Source organism: Maritimibacter sp. DP1N21-5 (genome assembly GCF_019218295.1).
Taxonomy (GTDB): Bacteria; Pseudomonadota; Alphaproteobacteria; order Rhodobacterales; family Rhodobacteraceae; genus Maritimibacter.
Window position 1 is genome coordinate 1,790,439 of record NZ_JAHUZF010000006.1, and the last position, 21,614, is coordinate 1,812,052.

At 65.9% G+C, this 21,614-nt stretch carries 19 protein-coding genes; 11 read left to right on the forward strand and 8 right to left on the reverse strand.

Translation table 11 applies throughout. The features are described from left to right. The first annotated feature begins 86 nt into the window (after window positions 1–86). A complete protein-coding gene (locus KJP29_RS16500) occupies window positions 87–1,715 on the forward strand; it encodes an AMP-binding protein (protein WP_218464608.1) in 1,629 nt (542 codons plus the stop codon). Between the two features lie 35 nt (window positions 1,716–1,750). On the opposite strand, the gene KJP29_RS16505 is transcribed toward KJP29_RS16500, so the two are convergent. From KJP29_RS16505 to selD, 4 genes are all read right to left on the reverse strand, one after another. Continuing rightward, entirely contained in the window at window positions 1,751–2,539 is a 789-nt protein-coding gene (locus tag KJP29_RS16505; RefSeq protein WP_218464609.1) for a crotonase/enoyl-CoA hydratase family protein, read from the reverse strand. 3 nt (window positions 2,540–2,542) lie between these two features. Further along, complete coding sequence (locus KJP29_RS16510; protein ID WP_218464610.1) at window positions 2,543–2,992, reverse strand: PaaI family thioesterase; 450 nt, start codon at window positions 2,990–2,992, stop codon at window positions 2,543–2,545. Window positions 2,993–3,058: 66 nt separating this feature from the next. After that, window positions 3,059–3,709: a ligase-associated DNA damage response endonuclease PdeM gene (gene pdeM, locus KJP29_RS16515; protein ID WP_218464611.1), complete on the reverse strand. Its 651-nt coding sequence runs from the start codon at window positions 3,707–3,709 to the stop codon at window positions 3,059–3,061. A gap of 167 nt (window positions 3,710–3,876) precedes the next feature. Continuing rightward, window positions 3,877–6,054 (reverse strand): selenide, water dikinase SelD, encoded by a 2,178-nt coding sequence (selD, locus tag KJP29_RS16520; RefSeq protein ID WP_218464612.1) that lies wholly within the window; start codon window positions 6,052–6,054, stop codon window positions 3,877–3,879. A gap of 506 nt (window positions 6,055–6,560) precedes the next feature. Here selD and nirB point away from each other — a divergent pair. Further along, window positions 6,561–9,035: a nitrite reductase large subunit NirB gene (gene nirB, locus KJP29_RS16525; protein ID WP_218464613.1), complete on the forward strand. Its 2,475-nt coding sequence runs from the start codon at window positions 6,561–6,563 to the stop codon at window positions 9,033–9,035. Continuing rightward, window positions 9,032–9,373, forward strand: a complete 342-nt coding sequence (gene nirD / locus KJP29_RS16530; RefSeq protein ID WP_218464614.1) for a nitrite reductase small subunit NirD — start codon at window positions 9,032–9,034, stop codon at window positions 9,371–9,373. The genes nirB and nirD overlap by 4 nt, the downstream gene beginning before the upstream one ends. Before the next feature lie 64 nt (window positions 9,374–9,437). Here the strand turns inward: nirD and efp are convergent, their stop codons facing one another. Then, window positions 9,438–10,004, reverse strand: a complete 567-nt coding sequence (gene efp, locus KJP29_RS16535; protein WP_218464615.1) for an elongation factor P — start codon at window positions 10,002–10,004, stop codon at window positions 9,438–9,440. 97 nt (window positions 10,005–10,101) lie between these two features. Between efp and epmA the strand changes: the two genes are divergently transcribed. Then, entirely contained in the window at window positions 10,102–11,145 is a 1,044-nt protein-coding gene (epmA, locus tag KJP29_RS16540) for an EF-P lysine aminoacylase EpmA (protein ID WP_218464616.1), read from the forward strand. Between the two features lie 14 nt (window positions 11,146–11,159). Here the strand turns inward: epmA and KJP29_RS16545 are convergent, their stop codons facing one another. Then, on the reverse strand, window positions 11,160–13,007 hold the full coding sequence (locus tag KJP29_RS16545) for a heavy metal translocating P-type ATPase (RefSeq protein WP_218464617.1): 1,848 nt from the start codon (window positions 13,005–13,007) through the stop codon (window positions 11,160–11,162). Between the two features lie 217 nt (window positions 13,008–13,224). Between KJP29_RS16545 and KJP29_RS16550 the strand changes: the two genes are divergently transcribed. The 4 genes from KJP29_RS16550 (at window position 13,225) to KJP29_RS16565 (ending at window position 18,967) form a co-directional block, all read left to right on the forward strand. After that, window positions 13,225–14,145, forward strand: coding sequence for a LysR family transcriptional regulator (locus tag KJP29_RS16550; RefSeq protein ID WP_218464618.1), 921 nt, complete (start codon window positions 13,225–13,227; stop codon window positions 14,143–14,145). A gap of 85 nt (window positions 14,146–14,230) precedes the next feature. Continuing rightward, window positions 14,231–15,895, forward strand: coding sequence for a sulfatase-like hydrolase/transferase (locus KJP29_RS16555; RefSeq protein ID WP_218464619.1), 1,665 nt, complete (start codon window positions 14,231–14,233; stop codon window positions 15,893–15,895). Continuing rightward, complete coding sequence (locus KJP29_RS16560; RefSeq protein WP_218464620.1) at window positions 15,888–18,002, forward strand: TRAP transporter fused permease subunit; 2,115 nt, start codon at window positions 15,888–15,890, stop codon at window positions 18,000–18,002. The genes KJP29_RS16555 and KJP29_RS16560 overlap by 8 nt, the downstream gene beginning before the upstream one ends. Beyond that, a complete protein-coding gene (locus KJP29_RS16565; RefSeq protein ID WP_218464621.1) occupies window positions 17,999–18,967 on the forward strand; it encodes a TAXI family TRAP transporter solute-binding subunit in 969 nt (322 codons plus the stop codon). The genes KJP29_RS16560 and KJP29_RS16565 overlap by 4 nt, the downstream gene beginning before the upstream one ends. Window positions 18,968–19,037: 70 nt before the next feature. Here the strand turns inward: KJP29_RS16565 and KJP29_RS16570 are convergent, their stop codons facing one another. Further along, window positions 19,038–19,454 carry a hypothetical protein gene (locus KJP29_RS16570; protein WP_218464622.1) on the reverse strand — a complete coding sequence of 139 codons (417 nt, stop codon included), beginning with the start codon at window positions 19,452–19,454 and terminating at the stop codon, window positions 19,038–19,040. Between the two features lie 221 nt (window positions 19,455–19,675). Here KJP29_RS16570 and KJP29_RS16575 point away from each other — a divergent pair, with 221 nt between their 5' ends. From KJP29_RS16575 to KJP29_RS16585, 3 genes are read left to right on the forward strand one after another with little or no spacing between them, the layout of a single operon-like run. Further along, complete coding sequence (locus KJP29_RS16575) at window positions 19,676–20,182, forward strand: hypothetical protein (RefSeq protein WP_218464623.1); 507 nt, start codon at window positions 19,676–19,678, stop codon at window positions 20,180–20,182. Beyond that, window positions 20,179–20,700, forward strand: a complete 522-nt coding sequence (locus KJP29_RS16580; RefSeq protein WP_218464624.1) for a hypothetical protein — start codon at window positions 20,179–20,181, stop codon at window positions 20,698–20,700. Before KJP29_RS16575 ends, KJP29_RS16580 begins: the two co-directional genes overlap by 4 nt. Window positions 20,701–20,718: 18 nt before the next feature. Further along, window positions 20,719–21,159: a hypothetical protein gene (locus tag KJP29_RS16585; RefSeq protein ID WP_218464625.1), complete on the forward strand. Its 441-nt coding sequence runs from the start codon at window positions 20,719–20,721 to the stop codon at window positions 21,157–21,159. A gap of 49 nt (window positions 21,160–21,208) precedes the next feature. On the opposite strand, the gene KJP29_RS16590 is transcribed toward KJP29_RS16585, so the two are convergent. Continuing rightward, complete coding sequence (locus KJP29_RS16590) at window positions 21,209–21,538, reverse strand: hypothetical protein (protein WP_218464626.1); 330 nt, start codon at window positions 21,536–21,538, stop codon at window positions 21,209–21,211. Between the last annotated feature and the right edge of the window lie 76 nt (window positions 21,539–21,614).

Consider the following 21,614-nt stretch of genomic DNA (forward strand, 5'->3'; position numbering starts at 1 on the left):
GCCCGCCCCGATGCAGCCGAAAAGGCGCATTGACGGCATCGGGGGCGCAATTAGATTTCGTCCAAAGGTCATCAGGGAGGATCGACATGGGCTGGCTCAGGGACGAAACGGGGCTTGAGAAGACCAGGGCGAACTTCGTGCCGCTAACGGTGCTGTCGCATCTGAGGCGGGCAAAGGCGATCTATCCCGAACGGATTGCGGTGATCGACGGCGACCGGCAGTTCACCTATGGCGAGATGCACGACCGGGTCAGCCGGCTCGCCTCGGCGCTCACGCGGCTTGGCGTGGCCTCGGGCGACGTGGTCGCGACGATCCTGCCCAATACGCTGGCACAGGTCGAAGCACATTGGGCCGTGCCTGCGACCGGCGCGATCCTCAACACGATCAACACGCGTCTCGACGTGGACTCGGTCGCTTATATCCTCGAGCACGGCGAGGCCAAGGTCGTGCTTGTGGACAGCCAGTTCCTCGAACCGCTGGAGGCCGCGCTGACGCGCATCGAAGGTCCGGCCCCCGTCGTGGTCGAGGTGCCGGACGCTGGTGCGGGCTTCCCGGCGAGCGGTCGTCACAAGGACTACGAAGCCCTCGTCGCCTCGGGCGATCCCGCCTTCAACTGGATCATGCCCGAGGACGAATGGGAGAGCCTCGCCCTCAATTACACCTCCGGCACGACGGGCCGCCCCAAGGGCGTCGTCTATTCGCACCGGGGCGCCTATCTGCACACGATGGGCGTGGCGGTGGCCTGGGGGCTGAACAAGCACACCCGTTACCTTACGATCGTGCCGCTCTTTCACTGCAACAACTGGTGTCACACCTGGACCATTCCTGCCGTCGGCGGCACGGTTATCTGCTGCCGCGACATCACCGCCAAGGCGATCTACGACGCCATCGCGGATCATGGCGTCACGCATTTCGGCGGGGCGCCCATCGTGCTGAACACACTCATCAACGCGAAGGACAGCGACCGGCGCGCCTTCGACCACAGGGTCGAGGTCTATACCGCCGGCGCGCCGCCACCCGCCGCGACCTTTGCCGGGATCGAGCCGCTCGGGTTCAACGTTACCCAGGTCTATGGCCTGACCGAGATCTATGGCCACGGCACCGAATGCCTGTGGCGCGAGGATTGGGACGACCTGCCCGCCGAGGAACGATACACGATCAAGGCGCGCACCGGGGTCCTGAACGCCGACATGGAAGACGTGACCGTGATGGACGCCGGAACCATGACCCAGGTCGCCATGGACGGCGAAACCGTGGGCGAGATCATGGCGCGGGGGAACATCGTGATGAAGGGCTACCTCAGGAACCCCGAGGCGACGCAGGAAGCCTTTGCGGGTGGTTACTTCCACACCGGCGACATCGCCTTCCAGCACCCGGACGGCTACATCAAGATCACCGACCGTGCGAAGGACATCATCATTTCGGGCGGCGAGAACGTCTCTTCCGTCGAGGTCGAGAACGCCATCATGCACCACCCTGCGGTGTCGCTCTGCGCGGTGGTGGCGAAACCGGACGAGAAATGGGGCGAGGTTCCCTGCGCCTTCGTCGAGCTCAAGGACGGCAAGACGGCGACCGAGGCCGAGATCATCGCCTTCGTGCGCGAACGGCTTGCAGGCTTCAAGACGCCGAAACGGGTGATCTTCGAGGAGCTTCCCAAGACCTCGACCGGCAAGATCCAGAAGTTCGAATTGCGCAAGAAACTGGCCGAGGTCTGACCCTCGGCCAGCCGCGCAGGTTCGTTGCGGTCAAGCTAGTCCTTGAAGACGGGCGTGCGTTTCTGCATGCCCGCCATCACCGCCTCCATCTGGTTCGCCCCGCCGATCAGCTCCTGTTGGACCCGGCTCTCCGCTTTCAACACGTCCTTGGGCGATGCGAGTTCCGTCTCGTCGATCAGGGCCTTTGCGGCGCGGATAGCGTCGGGCGAGCGCGTGGCGATTGTGCGGGCAAGCTCCATCGCGCGGGCCAGCGGGTCGTCCACCACTTCCGTCACCACACCCCAGCCCAGCGCGGCCTCGGCGTCGAAGACCTCGGCCGTATAGGTCAGCCGCCGCAGCACGTCTCCACGCAGGAGCCGCCGGGCCAGATGCATCCCGCCCATGTCGGGGATGATGCCCCACTTCATCTCCATGATGGAGAACGTCGCATCCGGCGCCGCGATACGGATGTCGGCCCCGAGCGCGATCTGAAACCCACCGCCGAAGGCATAGCCGTTGATCGCCGCGATCACCGGGACAGGACATTCGGCCCAGACCATGCTCGTCGCCTGAAAGATGTTGGAGCGCCCATGGGTCCGGTCCTGAAACCCCGACTGCGCGTCCTGCGCGATGGACGCCATCGCCGCCATGTCGAGCCCGGCGCAGAAGGCGCGCGGTCCCCCCGCCAGCACCACGGCGCGCACGCCGGGGGTCTCCGACACCTCGCGCCCGGCCGCGACAATGGCCGCGATCTGCTCCTTGTCGAGCGCGTTCATCTTGTCGTGCCGCGCCATGGTGACCACCGCCACGTGATCCTCGATTGCGATCGTTACCCTGTCGGACATGTCCTAGTCTCCTGATGGGATCGGAACGGGAACCATGGTCCCGATCAGTTTCGCGACAAGCCGCCGGGCCGCGCCCTCATGAGCCCAGACCTCGGCCTCGCAGACGAGCTGCCGCCGCCCGGCCCGCAGAACGCGCCCTTCGGCCACCATCCGCTCGCCCGCACCCGGGGCCAGAAGGTGGATCTTCATCTCTGAGGTCACGATTTCCTGCCCCGCAGGCAGAAGCGACAGCGCGGAATAGCCAGCGGCCGAATCGCCGATGGAAAAGGCGAGACCGGCATGGGCCACGCCCTGTTGCTGCTTGGCGCGGTCCGGAATGTCGCTTTCGATCACGACCCGGCCCGGTTCGACACTGACCAGATGGGCGCCCAGCGTCTCCATCATCGGCTGACGCGCGAAGCTCGCCGCGACGACGCGGGCAAAATCCGGGTTCCTGACGGTGAAATCCTGCATGGTGCCTCCCATCCGCACCCTGCCGAGCGTCCCGCGCCCCGGCAAGCGTGACGGCGCGGCATCGCCTTAGCGCGGCATCGGAATCGGGACCGGGTTCGCCCCGGTGAGCACCGCGATCGCGCCGGGCTTTAAGAGCCTTGCGAGCGCCTTGTCCGTGGACCGAAGCCCGCCGGTATAGGTGCCATAGGCGGGCAGGATCACACGCTCACCATCGGACAGAAGACAGGGACGCGACCGCCCCGCCACCCGGGCCTTCGGATGATAATGGCCGGACACCTCGCCCTGCGCGCCGACCTGTGCGATATGGCGGAAGATCAGGGGTCCCAGCTGGACCTCGGCCCGATGTTCGCCGCCCAGATCGACAGGCGCGGGATCGTGGTTGCCTTCGACCCAGATCCAGCGCCGCCCCGCCATGAGCCGCGCGATCCAGAGACGCAGGTCGTCGTCCAGACCACCAACCGCCGCATCGTCATCGAACGTGTCGCCCAGACAGATCACGACCCGCGCCGCCACCGTCTCGATGTCCGCCTCGAGGCGTGTGAGCGTGTCCTGCACCTCGTAGGGCGGCAAGAGCGCCCCTGCCCGCCGTGCGAAGCGTTCGGAGCGCCCAAGATGCAGGTCGGACACCACCAGCACGCCCTTCTCCGGCCAGTAAAGCGCCCCTGACGGCAGGACCGTCAGGGCAACATCGAGGCACGAAAGCGAATAGGTGTTCATCCTTCGTTCCATACCCCCCGCACACCCGACCCGCAACGTGAAAGCGCTCTCCCTTCACTGCTTCACAAATACCTCGGGGAGCGAGAGGCTTGTGAGGTTTGCTGGCAAAGCTCACATCGCAGCGCCTCTTGCATGGATCGGCCGGGGTCCCTTCCGGGCCGAGACATTCACGCCAGTCGAATCCCCGATCCTTCGACCATTCGCCCGATCACATGGCCCTGCCCGCCTGCTCCGGCGATCCCGGCCAGCACGTCCTTCAGGTCCTCGACGCTCACGCAGGCCAGAAACCCGCCCGCCGTTTGCGGGTCCCAGAGCAGATCGGCTCGCGCGCCGACAGCGCCCTCTACCGGAGCCGCCACCTTGTTCGCCGGAAAGATTGTCGACCGATAACCCGCCTCGGCCAACGGCAGGGCACCTTCGTAAGACGGCACATCCGCCAATACGATCTCGGCCCCCACACCGGATGCGCGGCAGATCGCGCTCAGATGCCCGGCCAATCCGAAGCCCGTCACATCGGTCATAGCATGGGCCGGCTCTAGCACCCGCGCCACCGCCCCCTGCCCCGTCGCCATCACCGCGAGCATCGCCGCCACGTCGACGCCCTGCGCGGCGCCCTTCATCTCGGCGGCAAGGATCGTGCCTGAACCGATGGGGCGGGTCAGGACGAGCACATCGTCCGGCTGCGCACCAGCCACGGTGATCGGCTTGTCCACCAGACCGGTCACGGTGAAACCGACCGTGCATTCCGCGCCCATCGTGGTGTGGCCCCCGGCGATCTCTGCGCCCTCGGCGGCAAAGACCTCGGCGGCGGCCGCCATGATCTCCTCCATCGCCCGCGCCTGAAGCGCCTCGGACTGGCGCGGCAGCGTGACCTGCGCCAGCACCGCCTGTGGCCGGGCTCCCATGGCGAGCACGTCGCCCAGCGCATGATGCGCCGCGATCCGGGCGAAAAGACCGTAGTCTTCGGTGAAGGCGCGCAGGTGATCGGTGGTCAGGACCTGTCGGACGCCACCTAACTCGACCACGGCCGCATCGTCGCCGGGTCCGGTCAAGATGTCGTCCCGACCGGCGCGCGGCAGCCGCGATAGGGTCGCTGAAAGCACGCCTGGCCCGACCTTGGACCCGCAGCCGGCGCAGAGCATCTGCTCGGCCCCGCCGAGTTCCTCGCGCACGCCGTCGGCCAGCACACTGGGCAAGGGGTCCTGCTTCATCTGGGGCAGGTGCCGGAACTTGTCCATGAAACGCTGGTCGATCCGGTCCTTCCAGCGCCACAGAAGCGGCCCCGCAACCGCGAACCGCCCCCGCTGGGCGATGGCACTCTTGCCGCCAAGGGAAATGAGCTTGAGGAAATCCTTCTGCGGTCGGAAGTCGCGCAGTGACCCGCCCGAAAGCCTTGCGCGCAGATTGTGGAGGAGCACCGGCGCCACGCGCACGGCATAGACCCCCGCCTTCGGCAAGGGATCCGGCGCGAAATGGGCGCAGTCACCCACCGCGAATAGGTCCTCCTGCCCGGTGACGCGGCAGGTGGCATCCGTCGTCACGAAACCCGCTTCGGTGACGGGAAGACCACTCGCCGCGAGCCAGCCATGGGCCATCGCCCCCGCGGCACCCAGCGTGAAACGGCTGGGCAGCGTCGTGCCGTCGTCGAGCACGATATGATCAGGCAGCACCCGTTCAACGCGACGGCCGAACAGGAGCTGGACCCCGGCACGCTCCAGCGTCCCGCGCATGAGGCCCGCTGCCCGAGGGGCAAAGCCGGTCAGGGCCCCGGTCGCCTCGATGAGGGCGACCCGCGGCGTGGCGCCGTCCTGCCGCAGCGCGTGATCCATGGCGAGCGCGACTTCACAGCCCGCGACCCCCGCGCCGATCACGGCGACCTCGGGCGCGGCGTCACCGGCGCGCACCTGCGCGCGGAATTCACGGAACGCACCGGCGAAGCGGTCGAGCGGCTTCACGCCCAGCGCATGATCGTCAAAGCCGTCGATGTCCGACATCCCGGCATGGACGCCGACATCGAGCGAGGCCACGTCATAGGCGATCTCCCGCCCCCCTGCGAGCCGGACGCGCCGGGCCACGGGATCGACCCCCTCGGCCCATCCGGTGACCAGACGCGCTCCTGCGAAACGGCAGAGCCGCACGAGATCGAGGTCGAGCTCCTCGCGTGCGTAGTGGCCGGCCACATGGCCGGGCAGCATCCCCGAATAGGGCGCGGTCGGTCCCGGATGAACCACCGTCAGCCGGACGCCCGGCAGAGGGTTCATGCCCCACATCCTGAGGACGAGCGCATGCGCATGGCCGCCGCCGATCAGAACGACGTCACGGGTCAGGGGTATCTGGCTTTGCATCGAAGCGCCTCCTGCGCCCCTCTTTAGCGGCCCATCGCACGATTGCCCATGCGGCGCCGTAGCAGCACGGAGTGCACCTGTGTCCTTCGCGACTCGCCGTTCCTGCCAGCCTGCAACAGCTGTCGAAACAGCTCCGACCCACGCGCCGCCGCCGCTCTCACGCGGGCGTTCCCTTGGGCACGCCTCCCGGATTTCGCACAATAAACAGGCAGTCCCCGCGTCTTGTGCTGCAGGGCAGCGAAAAAACGGCGACCGCGCGCAGTGGTCCGTTGCCACATGCCGCGGTCCTGCCAATAAGCGAGGTAAGGATCTTCGCATCCATGCCGCAACGGCGCGGCGTTTTCCGTCAGGACCGAGGGCCATGCCCGGAGGTCTCGCAGCAACGATGCTGCCCACGCACCGAACAATCGAGACGCGGGGAAACGGGCGCCAGTCGCTTGCCCTTCCCACCGACAGAAACCGCCGCGGTCCGGGGCTTCCGGCGCCGCCATCGACCGGAGGACGCCATGTCCAAGCAAAAACTCGTCATCGTCGGCAATGGGATGGCCCCGGGCCGGATGCTCGAACATCTCTTCGAGATCGACCGGGACGCCTTCGACGTGACCATCTTCAACGCCGAACCGCGCGTGAACTACGACCGGATCATGCTGTCGCCCGTGTTGTCGGGCGAGAAGTCCTTCGCGGACATCGTGATCCACGACGACGCTTGGTATGCCGACAACGGCATCACGCTTCACCGGGGCCAGAAAGTCACCGGGATCGACCGCGCCGCAAAGACCGTCACCGCGGCGGGGGGCGAGACCGCGTGCTACGACAAGCTCGTCATCGCGACCGGGTCCGACCCCTTCATCATCCCGGTTCCCGGCCACCAGCTCTCCGGTGTGCTCGCCTACCGTGATCTGGATGACGTCGAGAAGATGAAGGCCGCTGCCGCGAAGGGGGGCCGCGCCGTGGTGATCGGCGGCGGACTTCTGGGGCTCGAAGCCGCCGCGGGGCTCAAGGCGCAGGGCATGGAGGTCACCGTGCTCCACCTCATGCCGACGCTTCTGGAGCGGCAACTCGACCCGGCGGCGGGCTACCTGCTGCAAAAGGAACTCGAAGGCCGTGGCATCGACATCCGCTGTCAGTCCAACACCAAGCAGATCCTTGGCAGAGACGCGGTCGAGGGCGTGGAGCTCGAGGATGGCACCCTCATCGACGCCTCCATCGTCGTGATGGCAGTCGGTATCCGCCCGAACGTGACGCTCGCGAAAGAGGCGGGGCTGACCGTCGAGCGCGGGATCGTCACCGACGCCGCCATGCGCACGTCGGACCCCGATATCCTGTCGGTCGGGGAATGCGTGCAGGTCGATGGCCGGGTCTACGGCCTCGTCGCGCCGCTCTACCAGATGGCACGGGTCGCGGCGCAGACACTGACCGGGACGGACGCCAGTTTTGCCCATACGGAGACGCCGACCAAGCTCAAGGTGACAGGGATCAACCTCTACTCGGTCGGCCAGTTTGACGAAGGCCCCGGCTACGAGGACGTCGTTCTTCGCGACGCGGCGCGGGGCAGCTACAAGCGTGTGATCCTGAAGGAGAACAGGGTGATCGGCGCCGTACTTTACGGTGATGTGGCCGACGGCGCGTGGTATAATGAGATGTTGAAATCCGGCGAGGACGTGAGCGATCGGCGCGACACGCTCATCTTCGGGCAGAACCATCAGGGCGGCGGCGCGATCGACCCGCTGGCGGCGGTCGCGAACCTTTCGGACGACGCCGAGATCTGCGGCTGCAACGGCATCTGCAAGGGCCAGATCGTGAATGCGATCACCGAGAAGAGCCTGACCTCGCTCGCAGACGTGCGCGCGCATACCAAGGCCTCGGCCTCTTGCGGGACCTGCACGAACCTCGTCGAAAACCTCATGGCGCTGACGCTGGGCGATGCGGTCGTGGCCACCCCCGAAGGCATGTGCGACTGCACCCACCACACCCACGGCGACGTGCGCCGCCTCATCCGCGCGATGGGGCTGAAGTCGATCCCCGCCGTGATGCAGGCGCTCGAATGGACGACGCCCGAGGGCTGCGCGAAATGCCGTCCAGCGTTGAATTACTACCTCGTCGCGGACTGGCCGGGGGAGTATGTCGACCACCAGCAGTCCCGTTTCATCAACGAACGCGTCCACGCCAACATTCAGAAGGACGGCACTTATTCCGTCGTGCCGCGCATGTTCGGCGGCCTCACGACCCCGAGCGAGCTGCGCGCAATCGCCGACGTGGCGGAGAAATACGACATCCCGACCGTCAAGGTCACCGGCGGCCAGCGGATCGACCTTCTGGGCGTTAAGAAAGAGGATCTCCTGCCGGTGTGGAAGGACCTCAACGACGCCGGCATGATCTCGGGGGCGGCCTATTCCAAGGGACTCAGGACAGTGAAAACCTGTGTCGGCAAGGACTGGTGCCGCTTTGGGACGCAGGACTCGATGGGGCTGGGCATCAAGCTCGAGAAATACCTCTGGGGCGCGTGGTCGCCCGCGAAACTGAAGCTCGCCGTCACCGGCTGCCCACGCAACTGCGCCGAGGCGACCTGCAAGGACATCGGGGTGATCTGCGTCGATAGCGGGTTCCAGATCGTCTACGGCGGAGCTGCCGGCCTTCATATCCAGGGCACGACCGAGCTTGGCACGGTCAGGACCGAAGAAGAGGTGATGGAGGTCATCGGCGCGCTCACGCAGTATTACCGCGAGAGCGGCTTCTACCTCGAACGCATCTACAAATGGGCGGATCGCGTCGGATACGACCATATCAAGTCGGTCGTGCTCGACGACATAGAGGAACGCAAGGCACTGGCCGAACGCTTCGCCTATTCCCAGACCTTCGCGCAATTCGACCCCTGGGCCGCCCGTGTGGCCGGTGAGGATGCGCATGAGTTCAAGCCGCTGGCGGTCATAGACGCCCCGTCGGACGCCAAGAGCACCACCGTGATGGAGCCCGCAGAATGAACGTCTCTCTCAACCAGACCGACCTCGACTGGCGCCAGGTCGGCACCATCGACGACATCAAGTCGCAGGGAGCGCGAAAGGTGCGCTGGGGCGACGTGACCATCGCCGTCTTCCGCACCGCCGGCGACCAGGTCTTCGCGCTCGAGGACAAATGCCCGCACAAGAACGGCCCGCTCTCCGAGGGAATCGTGCATGACGGCTGCGTCACCTGCCCCTTGCACAACTGGGTCATCAAGCTCGAGGACGGCACCGCACAGGGTGCAGACGAAGGCGCGACGCGGAGTTTTCCGGTCCGCCTCGAAGGTCGCGACATCTACCTCAAGCTCGGGTCCGACTGATCCCGAAAACGAAAACGGGCGGCCACATCGGACCGCCCGTTTCGCATTCTGTCTGTCTGACTGCTCAGTCTTTCGCGCGTTCGACATAGCTGTTGTCGGCGGTGTTGATCACCACACGTGTGCCGACCCCGATATGCGGCGGTACCATGATGCGCACGCCAACATTCGTCATTGCGGGCTTGTAGGAGGAAGACGCGGTCTGCCCTTTCACGACCGGCTCGGTCTCGGTCACTTCGACGACGGTTTTCTGCGGCAGTTCGATGGAGATTGCCGCGCCCTCGAAGGTCTGCAGGAACACGCGCATCCCCGGCTCGAGGAAGGCCGCGGCATCGCCCACGACGTCGGCATGTGCGGCGACCTGATCGTAGGTCTCGGGGTTCATGAAGTGGAAACCTTCCGGATCGTCGTAGAGGAAGTCCCACTCGCGTTCGTCCACGTCGGCCTTTTCCACCTGTTCGGTGGTCTTCCAGCGCTGCGACACCTTCACGCCGTCGTCGATCCGGCGCAGGTCGGCCGAGGTCGTCGGCGTGCCTTTGCCGGGGTGGAAGTTTTCGGCCTTGAGGACGACACAGAGGCGACCGTCGATTTCGACGACGTTGCCCTTACGAAGAGAGGAAGCGATGACTTTCACCGGATGATCCTTTGGCGTATGCGAGGCGCGAAAAGCCCCCGTTCGGCACGAGGCCCTAGCCCATCGCGCCGCGAAAATCCAGTCAAGAGGCGCGAAAATGTCCCAGTCGTCATGGTGGAGCCCCGAGCGGCACGCCGACCGCCGTCCGATGCTCCTGGCGCGCAACCGCGCGCAGGCCGCGATCCGGGGCTATCTCGCCGAGGCGGATTTCGTCGAGGTGGACCCGCCAGCCCTTGTCGTGAGCCCGGGGAACGAGACGCATCTCCACGCCTTCGCCACGCAGATGATCGGGAACGACGGTCTGGTCCACCCGATGTATCTGCACACCTCGCCCGAGTTTGCGATGAAAAAGCTTCTGGCGGCCGGAGAAGCCCGCATCGCGGCCTTTGCCCATGTCTGGCGCAACCGCGAGCGTGGCCCGCGCCACAGTCCCGAGTTCACCATGCTCGAATGGTATCGGGCGGGCGAACCCTATGAGGTTCTGATGGAGGACGTGGCGGCACTGGCGCGGCTTGCCGTAATAGCGACCGGCGCCGCGCTCATGCGCCAGGGTGAGGTGACCTGCGACCCGGCCCTGCCCTATGATCGGCTATCGGTGGCCGAGGCCTTCGACCGTTTCGCGGGCATCGACCTTCTGGCCACGCTCACGGTCGCAGGCCTGCCGGACCGGGATGCCCTTGCCGCGCAAACCGCGCGGGCGGGCGTCGTCTTCGCCCCGGACGATACCTGGTCCGACATCTTCTCGCGCGTGCTCTCCGAGCGGGTCGAACCGAAGCTCGGGATCGGCCGGATCACCGTTCTGGACCGCTACCCGGCCTGCGAAGCGGCGCTCGCCCGGCTTTGCGACGACGACCCGCGCGAGGCGGAGCGGTTCGAGGTCTATGCCTGCGGCGTGGAGCTTGCCAACGGGTTCGGCGAGCTGACCGATCCCGCCGAGCAGCGCCGCCGCTTCGAGGCCGACATGAACGAACGGGAACGCATCTACGGCGAACGCTATCCTTTGGACGAGGATTTCCTCGCGGCGCTGGCCCACATGCCCCCGGCCTCGGGCATCGCGATGGGCTTCGACCGGCTCGTCATGCTCGCCACGGGCGCGCCCCGGATCAGCGATGTGCTCTGGGTGCCGGTGGCGGACACGTGACGGCGAGGACCGGTCTAGGCGGGTCTGTGGGGCGTGATGCGCAGGGCGCGCAATGCGTTCAGGATGACCGCGATGTCGATCACTTCCTGCAAGAGCGCCCCTTGCACCGGGCTGATGTAGCCCAAGGCCGCGGCGATCATGCCAAGCACCGAGAGGCCGATCCCCGCGACGACGCTTTCCATTGCGATGTGCCGGGCGGAGCGGGCGATTTCCATTCCTGAGCCCAGCCCGTCGATCCGGTCCACCAGAAGCACCGCATCGGCGGCCTCCGCGGACGCGGCCGCGCCCCGCACGCCCATCGCGACGCCGATATCGGCGGTGGCGAGGGCCGGCGCGTCGTTGACCCCGTCGCCCACCATCATGACGGGCCCATGCTTGCGCTCGGTCACCACGAGCAGCACCTTCTGATCCGGAGAAAGACCCGCGCGGACACCGTCCAGCCCAAGGCCTCTTGTCACCCGCTCGGCGACATCGGGGCGGTCCCCGGTGGCGAGAAGAATGCGTTCGATCCCCTGCCGTCGCAGATCCGCCAACATGGCGCCCGCCCCGTCGCGCAGCGGATCGGACATGACGAGATGCCCTGCCATCCGGCCATTGACCGCGACGGCGACACGCACGGAACCGGCCGTCATCTGGCGAGGGTCGCCAGGCCGATCCCCGACGCGGGACAGCACGAAGTCCTCTCCGCCGACGACGACGGAGTGGCCTTCGATTTGGCCTATCACGCCTTCACCGGGAAACTCGGCCACGTCGGAAGGAAGCGGTAACGAGAGCCCTTGAGCCTTCGCTGCCGCAACGACCGCCTGCGCCACCGGGTGTTGCGACGCCTGATCAAGCGCTGCGGCGAGGCGCAGGATCTCGTTCGTCGTCAGGTCGCCCTCGCGTTCGATCGACACGATCCGGGGGCGTCCGTCGGTGAGCGTGCCGGTCTTGTCGAGGATCAGGGTCCGCGCTCGCGCCATCGTCTCGAGCGGCCCCGCGCCTTTGATCAGAACCCCGAAATGTGCGGCCCGCGACAGACCTGCCACCAGCGCGACGGGAACGGCAAGGATGAGCGGGCATGGCGTGGCGACCACCAGCACGGCCACCGCACGGATCGGGTTCCCGGTCAGGGCCCATGCGGCGCCCGCGATGACGAGCGTGACAGCGAGGAACCCAAGGGACCAGCGATCCGCGAGCCGCGACATCGGCGCCTTGGACGCCTGCGCCTCTTCGACGAGCCGCACGATCCCGGCATAGGTGCTGTCCTTCGCGGGGCGAAGCGCGGTGAGGTCGAAGGCCTCGCCCGCGTTGGTCGAACCGCTCAGTGCGTCTTCCCCGCGTTTCAGTCGCACGGGAAGCGACTCTCCTGTTAACGCCGAGGTATCCACGAAAGCCGCATCCGAGGCGACCACGCCGTCCACCGGCACCACGTCGCCCTGCCGGATGAGCAGACGGTCCCCCGGCGCGATCCCGTCGAGCGCGACCTCCTCCAGCCCGCCGTCGCGGTAGCGCGTTGCGGTGCGTGGCACACGGGACAAGAGGTCGCGCATCTCGCGCCGGGCGCGGCCCTCGGCGAAGGACTCGAGGAACGTTCCGCCGGAATACATCACCGCGACGACCGAAGCCGCCAGTGTTTCTCCGAAAAGAAGCGCCGCTGACATGGACAAGGCGGCGACGATATCGAGCCCGACCTCGCCCCGCCCGATGCTGCGCAGGATTTCGACCAGCAGCGCGAACAGCGCGGGAATGACCCCGGCCACCCAGGCATAAGTCGCGAGGTCCCTGCGATCCGAGACGTAAAGGATAAGCCCCACAACGAGGCCAAGCACGGCCAGGAGCAGGATGAAGATCTTCACACGGTCCGACCCGGTCTGTTTCACGCGACCCCTGTCCCCTTTGCCGAGGTGATCACCGCTGGCATCGCGGCACCCCCTCCCCACGTCCTGCATCCATCATTGCGCAGGTACACACCTGCGTCGAGAGCGTGGTCACTTGCGGGCCATCGGTTTCGCGCCAGAAAAACGGGCGTGGGGCGTAGGCTTGCCCGAGCCGCTGTGCCAATGTGGCAGCAACACATCCAGATCCGGGAACGCCGCCGTGAAGCCTGCCCATGTTGAAGTGATCGTCGCCATCGCGGATGCGGGCAGTCTCCGGGCGGCGGCCGAATTGATCGGCAAGACGCAACCGGCGCTGACCAAGGCGCTCAGGCAGGCCGAGGACGGACTTGGCGCCCGGATTTTCACCCGCGCGGCGCGGGGGATCGAGCCGACGGAAATCGGTCGGGCCGTCATCGCGCGTGCGCGTGTCAACCAGGCCGAGTTTCGCAAGCTGGAAGAAGAGGTCGGCCAGATCATGGGCGATCGGTCCGGGCAACTGAGCGTCACGGTGTCCCCGCTCGCGGCCCTGCGGATCATCCCGCAGGCGCTGAACCGGTTTCGTCGTCGATTTCCAAGGGTTCACGTGCAGGTGTCGGGTGGGCATCCGCCCTCGACCATCGCGCAGCTCAGGTCCGGCCAGACCGATATCGTCTTCGGACCTCTGCCCGATCCCGACTACCGGAGCGGGATTCACGTGCGCCCGCTCTTCGCTTCGCCGATCTCGATCATCACCGGCGAGAACTCCCGTTTTCTCAACGCGCGGCGTCTTTCCGAACTTCAGTCCGCCGACTGGTTCAGGATCGGGCCGCGCGAGCGCATTTTCGGTGTCGGTCACGATTTCCAGGCAATGGGTCTGACGCCGCCCAAGCCCGCGGTCACCTCGGATTCGATCACCAGCCTTCTCGCGATGCTCGAATGGGGCGACCGGCTGTGTTCCTTTCCCACCATGTCGCTGCCCGAGATCTTGCCACGGTGGAAACTCCGTGTTCTCGACATCGAGGACAAGCTGACGCCGGTGGAAATCGGTCTGATGGTGCGGGCCGACAGGCCGCTGACCCCGGCAGGTCTTGCCTTTGTCGAGGCTGCCGTCGCACAGGCCCAGATCCTGAGCGAGTCGCTGACCGATAACCAGCGGTTATAGAGATAAAGAAAAGTTTCTAGGCGGTTATGCCTAAATGCGGCAAGATCGTCTGCACCCGGGGTTCTGCCCCGGTGTGGGAGGAAATATGAATATCCTGTTCATCATGTATGACCAGCTCAGGTTCGATTACCTGAGCTGCGCGGGGCATCCGCATCTGCACACCCCGAACTTCGACCGCGTCGCGTCTATGGGCGTCCGGTTCACCGAGGCCTATGTGCAATCGCCGGTCTGCGGGTCGTCGCGCATGTCCTACTATACGGGTCGGTATCCTTCGTCGCACGGGGCGCAGTGGAACGGCTTTCCCCTCCGCGTGGGCGAGGTGACGCTCGGCGACCACCTGCGCAAGCTCGGCATGAACGCCTGGCTCCTGGGCAAGACCCACATGAACGTCGATGCCGAGGGCATGGCGCGGCTCGGGCTGGCGGCGGACAGCGTGATCGGGGCGCGGCAGGCCGAATGCGGCTTCGATGCCTGGATCCGCGACGACGGGCTCTGGGGACAGGGGCCGGATGGCTTTTACGACCGCAAGCGATCGCCCTACAACGAATACCTTAAATCCAAGGGGTATGACGGCGATAACCCCTGGGCGGACTACGCCAATGCGAGCGTGGACGACGACGGCAACATCGCGTCGGGCTGGATGTTCAAGAACGCAGACAAGCCCGCGAACATCCGCGAGGAAGACAGCGAAACGCCCTGGCTCACCTCGGAGACGATCCGCTTCGTGGACCAGACGGAAGGACCCTGGCTCGCCCATGTCAGCTTCATCAAGCCGCACTGGCCCTATATCGTGCCGGCCCCCTACCACGACATGTTCGGCCCGAACCATGTTCCGGCGGCGAAACGGCACCCGATCGAATGGGACGATCCGCATCCGGTCTACAAGGCCTTCATGTCCAACAAGATCGCGGCGGCGTTCCAGCAGGACGAGGTCCGTTCCAAGGTGATCCCGGCCTATATGGGCCTGATCAAGCAATGCGACGATCAGCTTGGCCGGTTGCTTGACCACCTCGAGGCCACCGGCAAGCTGCGGGACACGATGATCGTGCTCACTTCGGACCACGGCGATTACCTGGGCGATCACTGGCTGGGCGAGAAGGACATGTTCCACGCGCCGTCGGTCAAGGTTCCGATGATCGTCTACGATCCCCGGCCCGAAGCCGACGCCACCCGTGGCACCACCTGCGACGCGCTGGTCGAGGCCATCGACCTTGCCGCGACCTTTGTCGAGGCAGCGGGCGGCGAGGTGCCCTATCACATCATCGAGGGGCGATCGCTCCTGCCGTGGCTGCACGGGGAGACGCCCGACGACTGGCGCGAGGTGGTGATCAGCGAATACGACTATTCGGTCACGCCGATGCGCGAGGCGCTTGGCGTGCCGTCCGACGATGCGCGGCTCTTCATGGTCTACGATGGTCGTCACAAGCTCATCCACGCCGAGGGCGGGTTCCGCCCGATGCTCTTCGACACGGCGACCGACCCCGACGAGTTCCGTGACCTGGGCGACGACCCCGCGCAGGGGGAGGTCATCGGGAAACTCTACGACCATCTGGCCACCTGGGGCCGGCGCAACGCCCAGCGCGTGACGCGTTCCGAGGCGGATATCGCCGCCATGCGCGGCGCGTCGGCAAAGAAGGGCATCCTGCCCTTCCTCGTCGACGGTTCCGAAGTGCCGGAAAGCTGGACCGAGACCTACCGCGGCCGCGCGCGCCAGATCCACATCAAGCAGGAGGTGCGGGAAGATGGCTGAACTCGCTTTGAACGGGACCGACCGTCGGGTCGCGAACATCGTCGCCATAGGCCTGGCCGTCGTCGCGGTGATCTATGCCGCCTCTGGTCCACTCAGTGACTTCGTGCGCTGGGTGATCGAAACGACCACGCCGGGCTTTGACGAGCTGTCGCGCAAGGATCAGCGCCTTCTCCTGCGCGAGCACTGGCTGGGCGCCGGGCACCGCGTGTTCGAGCAGGATTTCCTGCGCCCGACCGGGCTGATCATCGGCCTACCGATCATCCTGTCCTTCATCATTTCCGCCCTGAAGATCCATGTCTCGCCGTCCCTGCGCTGGCTGAACTGGGTGATGGCGCTTGCCACCACCGCCGCCTTCTCGGTCTGGATCGTCAAGATATTTGCGATGGACGGCGGGCAGCTTCCCAGTGTTCAGCCCATCGACTACATCGCTTTCCCTGTTGCCGCCGCGATCACGCTCTACATGACCTACCGGATGTTCGGCGGGTTCATCGTCGGCTTCTGTCTGTTCTGGATCGTCTACTTCTTCGCGCGCGGTTGGCTGCCGGACTGGACCGGAGTCTTCGCCGGGTCCGAGGCAACGCTCGACCAGAACTTCCGCCAGATGCTCCTGAACTTCTGGGCCCAAACGGGCGGCATGTTCGGCCAGCCCGTGCAGGTCGTCACCGCGAACGTACTCGTCTTCATCGTCTTCGGCGCAATCCTGATGGCCTCGGGCGCGGGGGACCTCCTGATGAAGATCGCGAACCGTCTGACCGGTGGCTTCACCGGCGGCGCGGCCCATGCCGCGGTCGCCTCCTCGGCGCTCTTCGGCACGCTGTCGGGGGCCGCCATTTCGAACGTCGTGTCCACGGGCGTCATGACCATTCCTGTCGTCAAACGGTCGGGCTTCAAGGCCGCCTTTGCCGGTGCGGTCGAGGCCGCCGCGTCGACAGGGGGTCAGATCATGCCGCCCGTCATGGGTGTCGTCGCCTTCTTCGTGGCCGGACAGATCGGGCTCGAATACCGCTACATCGTCGTAGCTGCCATCGTGCCCGCGATCTTCTACTACCTCGGCACCTTCATGGCGGTCTATTTCGAGGCCCGCCGCCAAGGTGTCGGCGCCCTGCCCCGCTCGGCCCGTCCGCCGCTCACCCGCCCCGAATGGGTCAAGACGCTGGTCTTCGTCGTCCCGCTGGGCACCCTGTCCTATTTCCTGTTCTCGCAGCCTTCGGTGCCGAAGGCCGGGTTCTACGGCATCGTCGCCGCGCTCGTCTCGTCGCTGGTTCTGTTCCCCGAGTTCCGGTCCTGGCGCAAACTCTTTGCCGCCCTTGCCGACGCCGGTCGCATGTGCGCTTCGATCATCGTGATCGTGACGGCCATCGGTCTGATCGTCGGGCTGATCCAGACCTCGGGCTTCGCGGGCCGCCTCTCCTTGCTGCTCGCGCAAGTCGCCACCGGGCCGCTGCCTGTCGTGCTGCTGGTCGTGGCTTTCGGTGCCATCGTGCTCGGGATGGGTCTGCCGCCGGGTGCCACCTATTTCATCATCGTGATCGCGCTTTCCTCAGGGATCGACGCGGTCGGGCTCGCGCCGCTGACGCTGCATCTCTTTGTCGTGGTCTTCGCAATGATGTCTACGGTAACACCACCGGTTGCGCTGGCGGCCTTTGCCGCCGCGCCCATCGCCGGGGCAAACCCGATCCGTACCGGGTTCGAGGCGGCGAAGATCGCGGTGGCGGGTTTCCTGATCCCCTTCGTCTTCGTCTATCACCCGGCGGTGCTCTACAAGTTGCAGGTGCTGTTCGAGTGGTTCGGCGGCGAGCCGGTCGAGAGCCGGGCGATGATCGACATTTCGACGGTCACCTGGGGCGATCTGGGCTGGGTCATCGTGGCCTTTACGCTCGCCATGTGGCTGATCGGGTCGGGGCTCGCCGGTTTCGACCGGGCAAGGCTCACCGCTATCGAACGTGGGCTGCGCATTGCCCTGGGTCTGACCGCGCTGGCCCCCGCCGCCGTGGTCGCGGTGCCTGCGGCCCTGCTGGGTCTGGCACTCGTCGTCCGCGAAAGGATCGCGGCCCGCAGCAAGACACAAGTTCAACCAATAGGTTCAATCAGGGAGGAGATCCAATGAAACATCTTACCATCGCCGGTCTGGCGGCACTGGCCATTGCAGGCACCGCACAGGCCGAAACCTTTACCATGGCGACGATCGAACCGAGCCTCGGCCCGGCGATCACCATGTCGACTTTCGCCAACCTCGTGACCAATGCCCTCGACGATGTCGAGATCGAGGTCGCGGGCGGCGGGGCGGCGACGCTTCACATGGTCGAAGTGGCGCGGGGCAACCTCGACATGTCGATGACCTCGCCCTCGATCTATCCGCTGATGAAGGCGGGGAAGGCGATGTATGCGAACGAGCCCGACGCTCCGGCCCTGTCCGAAAACCTGCGGCTGATCATGTGGTTCCCCTATGGCGAATACCACTACACCGTGCGCCCCGACAGCGGCATTAAGACGCTCGACGACATCGAGGGCACGACCGTCTTCCTCGGACCGGCCGGCGGCGGTGCCTATGCCACGGCGAAGGACTGGATCGAGGCGACGACCGGCCTCGTCGCGGGCGAAGACTACGAAGCGATCACCTCGAACTGGGCGACGGGCTTCCAGGCCTTCCTGGACGGAAAGATCGACATGTATGTGAACGGCTGCATGGACCCCTGCCAGCAGTTCCTGCAGATCACCGAGACCGAGGACATCCTGTTCATCGGGCCGGAAAGCCACGAAGGAGAAGCCGTGGACCAGTTCCTCGGCTCCTTCCGCACCCTGTCGGAAATCGACGCCGGCGCATACGAACGCCAGGTGAACGAAACGGCCGTCATGAGCCACGACACCTCGGTCGGGATCACGGTCCGGGCCGACATGGATGCCGATACCGTCTATGCGATCACCAAGGCGTTCTGGGACAACCTCGACTCGATCACGTCCGAGGCCCCCTGGGCCAAGGCGATCTCGATCGAGGAAGCGGTGAAGTTCGAGGGCAACATGCCCCTCCACGACGGCGCGCGTCGCTACTACGAGGAAGTCGGCGCGCTTTGACGGTCGCGTGACCGATGAGATTGCCCCGGGGCCTCGACAGGTCCCGGGAGCCCGCGGCGATGACTTTTTCTCACCTTCGGGGAGTAAACGCGGCGCCGAGCAACGATCCCGCTCGCAGGAAACAAGCTTTCATAAGCGCACCTATCATGGCGACGATGATCGCGGGCGGTCGAACCGCAACAACAACTCGAACTCGCGCCCGCATGACGATCGTCGCGATCTTCCCGTCGACGTTCTCGAGCCCGTATTGATCGGCATATTGCGCGCGGATAACCGGCCTATCCTGCTCAAAAAACTCAGTGATCTTGGCGAGGTCGGCCTCGGTCGCCTCGTAGACCGTCTTGTCCGTGTCGCGGAACGCCTGCACCCCGCTTTCGTTGCGCTCGAGGTTCAACACCAACGAAGTCAGCGCATCCTCGACCCCGACGGCCAGCCCTAAGCGGCGCTCGTCTTCGGTGAGACGGCCCCAGGTGTCGCGGTTCGTCATAGCGTTGCCGATGCGGGGTGCCGGTCTCTTGGAATTTCATGTCAGCGCCTCTGCGGCTCAGCGCATCTGGACCTCTGACCCTTAGCGAACGGATCGCTTGGATAACCGACCGCTCCGATCGGATGTGACCGCCTGTCTTTCGATACACGCCGGCCTCCGGACGACACGTATCGGCCTGTGTTCACGACGGTTAAGCCATTGGGGATTGAAAAGGATTCCCTATGAAACACATCTCGTTAGCCCTCCTTGTTGCCGCAGGACCGCTCGCCGGATGCCGGACGACGCAAGCCTACATGAAGATGGTCGACCCCGCCTGCATCGCGGCCCCGACGGGCTACGTGGTCCGGCATGACTATCCCGTGGTCGAGGACAAGATCGACGGAGCAGCACCGAGTTGCCCGACCATCCTCGTTCCGGTCGAGATCGCCCAGGCGATGCCCCAGTCGCAATCCAGGTCCCCCGCGACGCGCGTGCTCGGGGTTAGGGAAATGGGCGGCTCCGGCCAGCCGGCGTCTCGCCCCGCGAACCATGGGGGCGGTCACGGCAAAGGCCCCGCGCCCTCCGTCACCGTCGAAAGCTCGGCGGCCGGGGGCGGCAAGTCCCTGGCCACCAAGACGACGCTCTCCGGCCCGTCCGCTCCCACGGGCCGCACGCCGGTCGTGCGCGCCGGGCGGATCACGATCAATTCCGACGGCAGCGTCGACATGCCGTCCGGGCACTACAAATGATCCGGCTCGCGCTCTTGCTGGCGGTCCTCCCGGCCGCCGGTCTGGCCCAGAGCTTCGGGACCGCCGGACAGAACTGGACCGGGACCTACACCTTTCCCTCGGTCAGCCAGCGGAGCCTCGTGCTCCAGCAGGCCCAGATCATGCGCGAGGCCGAACTGCCTCCGGCCGAAATTCCCGAAACGGTCTACAACGTGATCAACGACAACCGGGCGAATTACGTCGAGGTCGCGACAACCGGCGAGGTGAACACGGATTTCCAGATCGGCGACGATATCGGGCAACAGACCTATGCGGTCGGCTCGCTCAACACCGGCACGACCGAGATCACCACCGAAGGCGACAACAACACGATTTACGCCGACAACACCGCCGAGAACAACGGCTGCATCGACGCCTCGATCCTGTCGGCATCGCGCGGCGCGCCCGTCGACGGAACAGATGTCGATGCCTTCCAGGTGCCCACGGCGCTCGACCTCGCCGACGCCCTTGCCGCCGCTGCGGCGGGCAACTGCGGCTGAGTAAGGTCGATCCATCCCATGCGTGCCGCTGCGCTTTTCCTCGCTTGCCTGTCCCTGTCCGGTTGCGTCGGACTGGACAAGGCCGTCGCGCCCGCCGACCGGGACGTGGGCTTTCCCGACGGCCCGCCGATCCGGCGACTCGTGACCCCCTATGACAATGCGCTGACCTGCGCCGGGGGCCGTGTGCCCGACGGGCTTTCCTTTGCGGTGGGCGCGATCAACGACGCGACCGGCAAGGAAACCTATGCCGACGGCGGCGCGGGCAAGATGGTCACGCAGGGCGCGGGCGACATGATCCAGACCGCGCTCTTCACCTCTGGCGTGCGCGTGTTGAACCGGCGCGATCCCTCGATTTCGGCGACGGAACACAACTGGGGCATCCGCGACATCACGTCGATGGAGCCTGCGAACCTTTACATCACCGGCAGCAAGTCATGCTCGGCGAGTGCTTTCGATTGATTTGGTCCGATTCTGATCGTGCGGACGCGGCGGCACGACGCGCCGATCGTCACCCCCGGTTCGCCGACATGGCGGACCCGGTCGACTGCCCTCGGGCAGCACGCGTCAACCCGCCTTCACACCGACTGCCAGAAAATGGCGTCCGCTGGGCGACGTCAGTGCCGAAGTTCCCGGCGACCACTCTAAGCGCGGCAGCGGCAGCCCCTATGTTGATCGCGCGGATCTCGGCGTGGCCGTGCGGCAACCGGCGGAAGTCTGGCGCCAACGCCCCCTCCGAATGCTGCAGATCGACGAGGAATCCCCGTCCGGACAGTGGCGCGGCCTCATCGATGCTCGGAATCGAGGGGTCGACGAACGGCTCGGTGGCGGTGTCCTTCATTTTTCCTCCCGGGTTGGTCACGCATCGGGCAAGCGTAGGAAAAAACGTTACGGCGCGCCCCATGCGACGGGCGATC

Bases quoted from the DNA above. Each gene is read 5' to 3' on its own strand.
- KJP29_RS16580 (WP_218464624.1), top strand. From the start codon at position 20,179: ATGATCCGGCTCGCGCTCTTGCTGGCGGTCCTCCCGGCCGCCGGTCTG.
- KJP29_RS16510 (WP_218464610.1), bottom strand. From the start codon at position 2,992: ATGCAGGATTTCACCGTCAGGAACCCGGATTTTGCCCGCGTCGTCGCG.
- KJP29_RS16560 (WP_218464620.1), top strand. From the start codon at position 15,888: ATGGCTGAACTCGCTTTGAACGGGACCGACCGTCGGGTCGCGAACATC.
- KJP29_RS16500 (WP_218464608.1), top strand. From the start codon at position 87: ATGGGCTGGCTCAGGGACGAAACGGGGCTTGAGAAGACCAGGGCGAAC.
- pdeM (WP_218464611.1), bottom strand. From the start codon at position 3,709: ATGAACACCTATTCGCTTTCGTGCCTCGATGTTGCCCTGACGGTCCTG.
- epmA (WP_218464616.1), top strand. From the start codon at position 10,102: ATGTCCCAGTCGTCATGGTGGAGCCCCGAGCGGCACGCCGACCGCCGT.
- KJP29_RS16555 (WP_218464619.1), top strand. From the start codon at position 14,231: ATGAATATCCTGTTCATCATGTATGACCAGCTCAGGTTCGATTACCTG.
- KJP29_RS16570 (WP_218464622.1), bottom strand. From the start codon at position 19,454: ATGACGAACCGCGACACCTGGGGCCGTCTCACCGAAGACGAGCGCCGC.
- KJP29_RS16585 (WP_218464625.1), top strand. From the start codon at position 20,719: ATGCGTGCCGCTGCGCTTTTCCTCGCTTGCCTGTCCCTGTCCGGTTGC.
- selD (WP_218464612.1), bottom strand. From the start codon at position 6,054: ATGCAAAGCCAGATACCCCTGACCCGTGACGTCGTTCTGATCGGCGGC.
- nirD (WP_218464614.1), top strand. From the start codon at position 9,032: ATGAACGTCTCTCTCAACCAGACCGACCTCGACTGGCGCCAGGTCGGC.
- KJP29_RS16565 (WP_218464621.1), top strand. From the start codon at position 17,999: ATGAAACATCTTACCATCGCCGGTCTGGCGGCACTGGCCATTGCAGGC.
- KJP29_RS16590 (WP_218464626.1), bottom strand. From the start codon at position 21,538: ATGAAGGACACCGCCACCGAGCCGTTCGTCGACCCCTCGATTCCGAGC.
- KJP29_RS16505 (WP_218464609.1), bottom strand. From the start codon at position 2,539: ATGTCCGACAGGGTAACGATCGCAATCGAGGATCACGTGGCGGTGGTC.
- KJP29_RS16575 (WP_218464623.1), top strand. From the start codon at position 19,676: ATGAAACACATCTCGTTAGCCCTCCTTGTTGCCGCAGGACCGCTCGCC.
- nirB (WP_218464613.1), top strand. From the start codon at position 6,561: ATGTCCAAGCAAAAACTCGTCATCGTCGGCAATGGGATGGCCCCGGGC.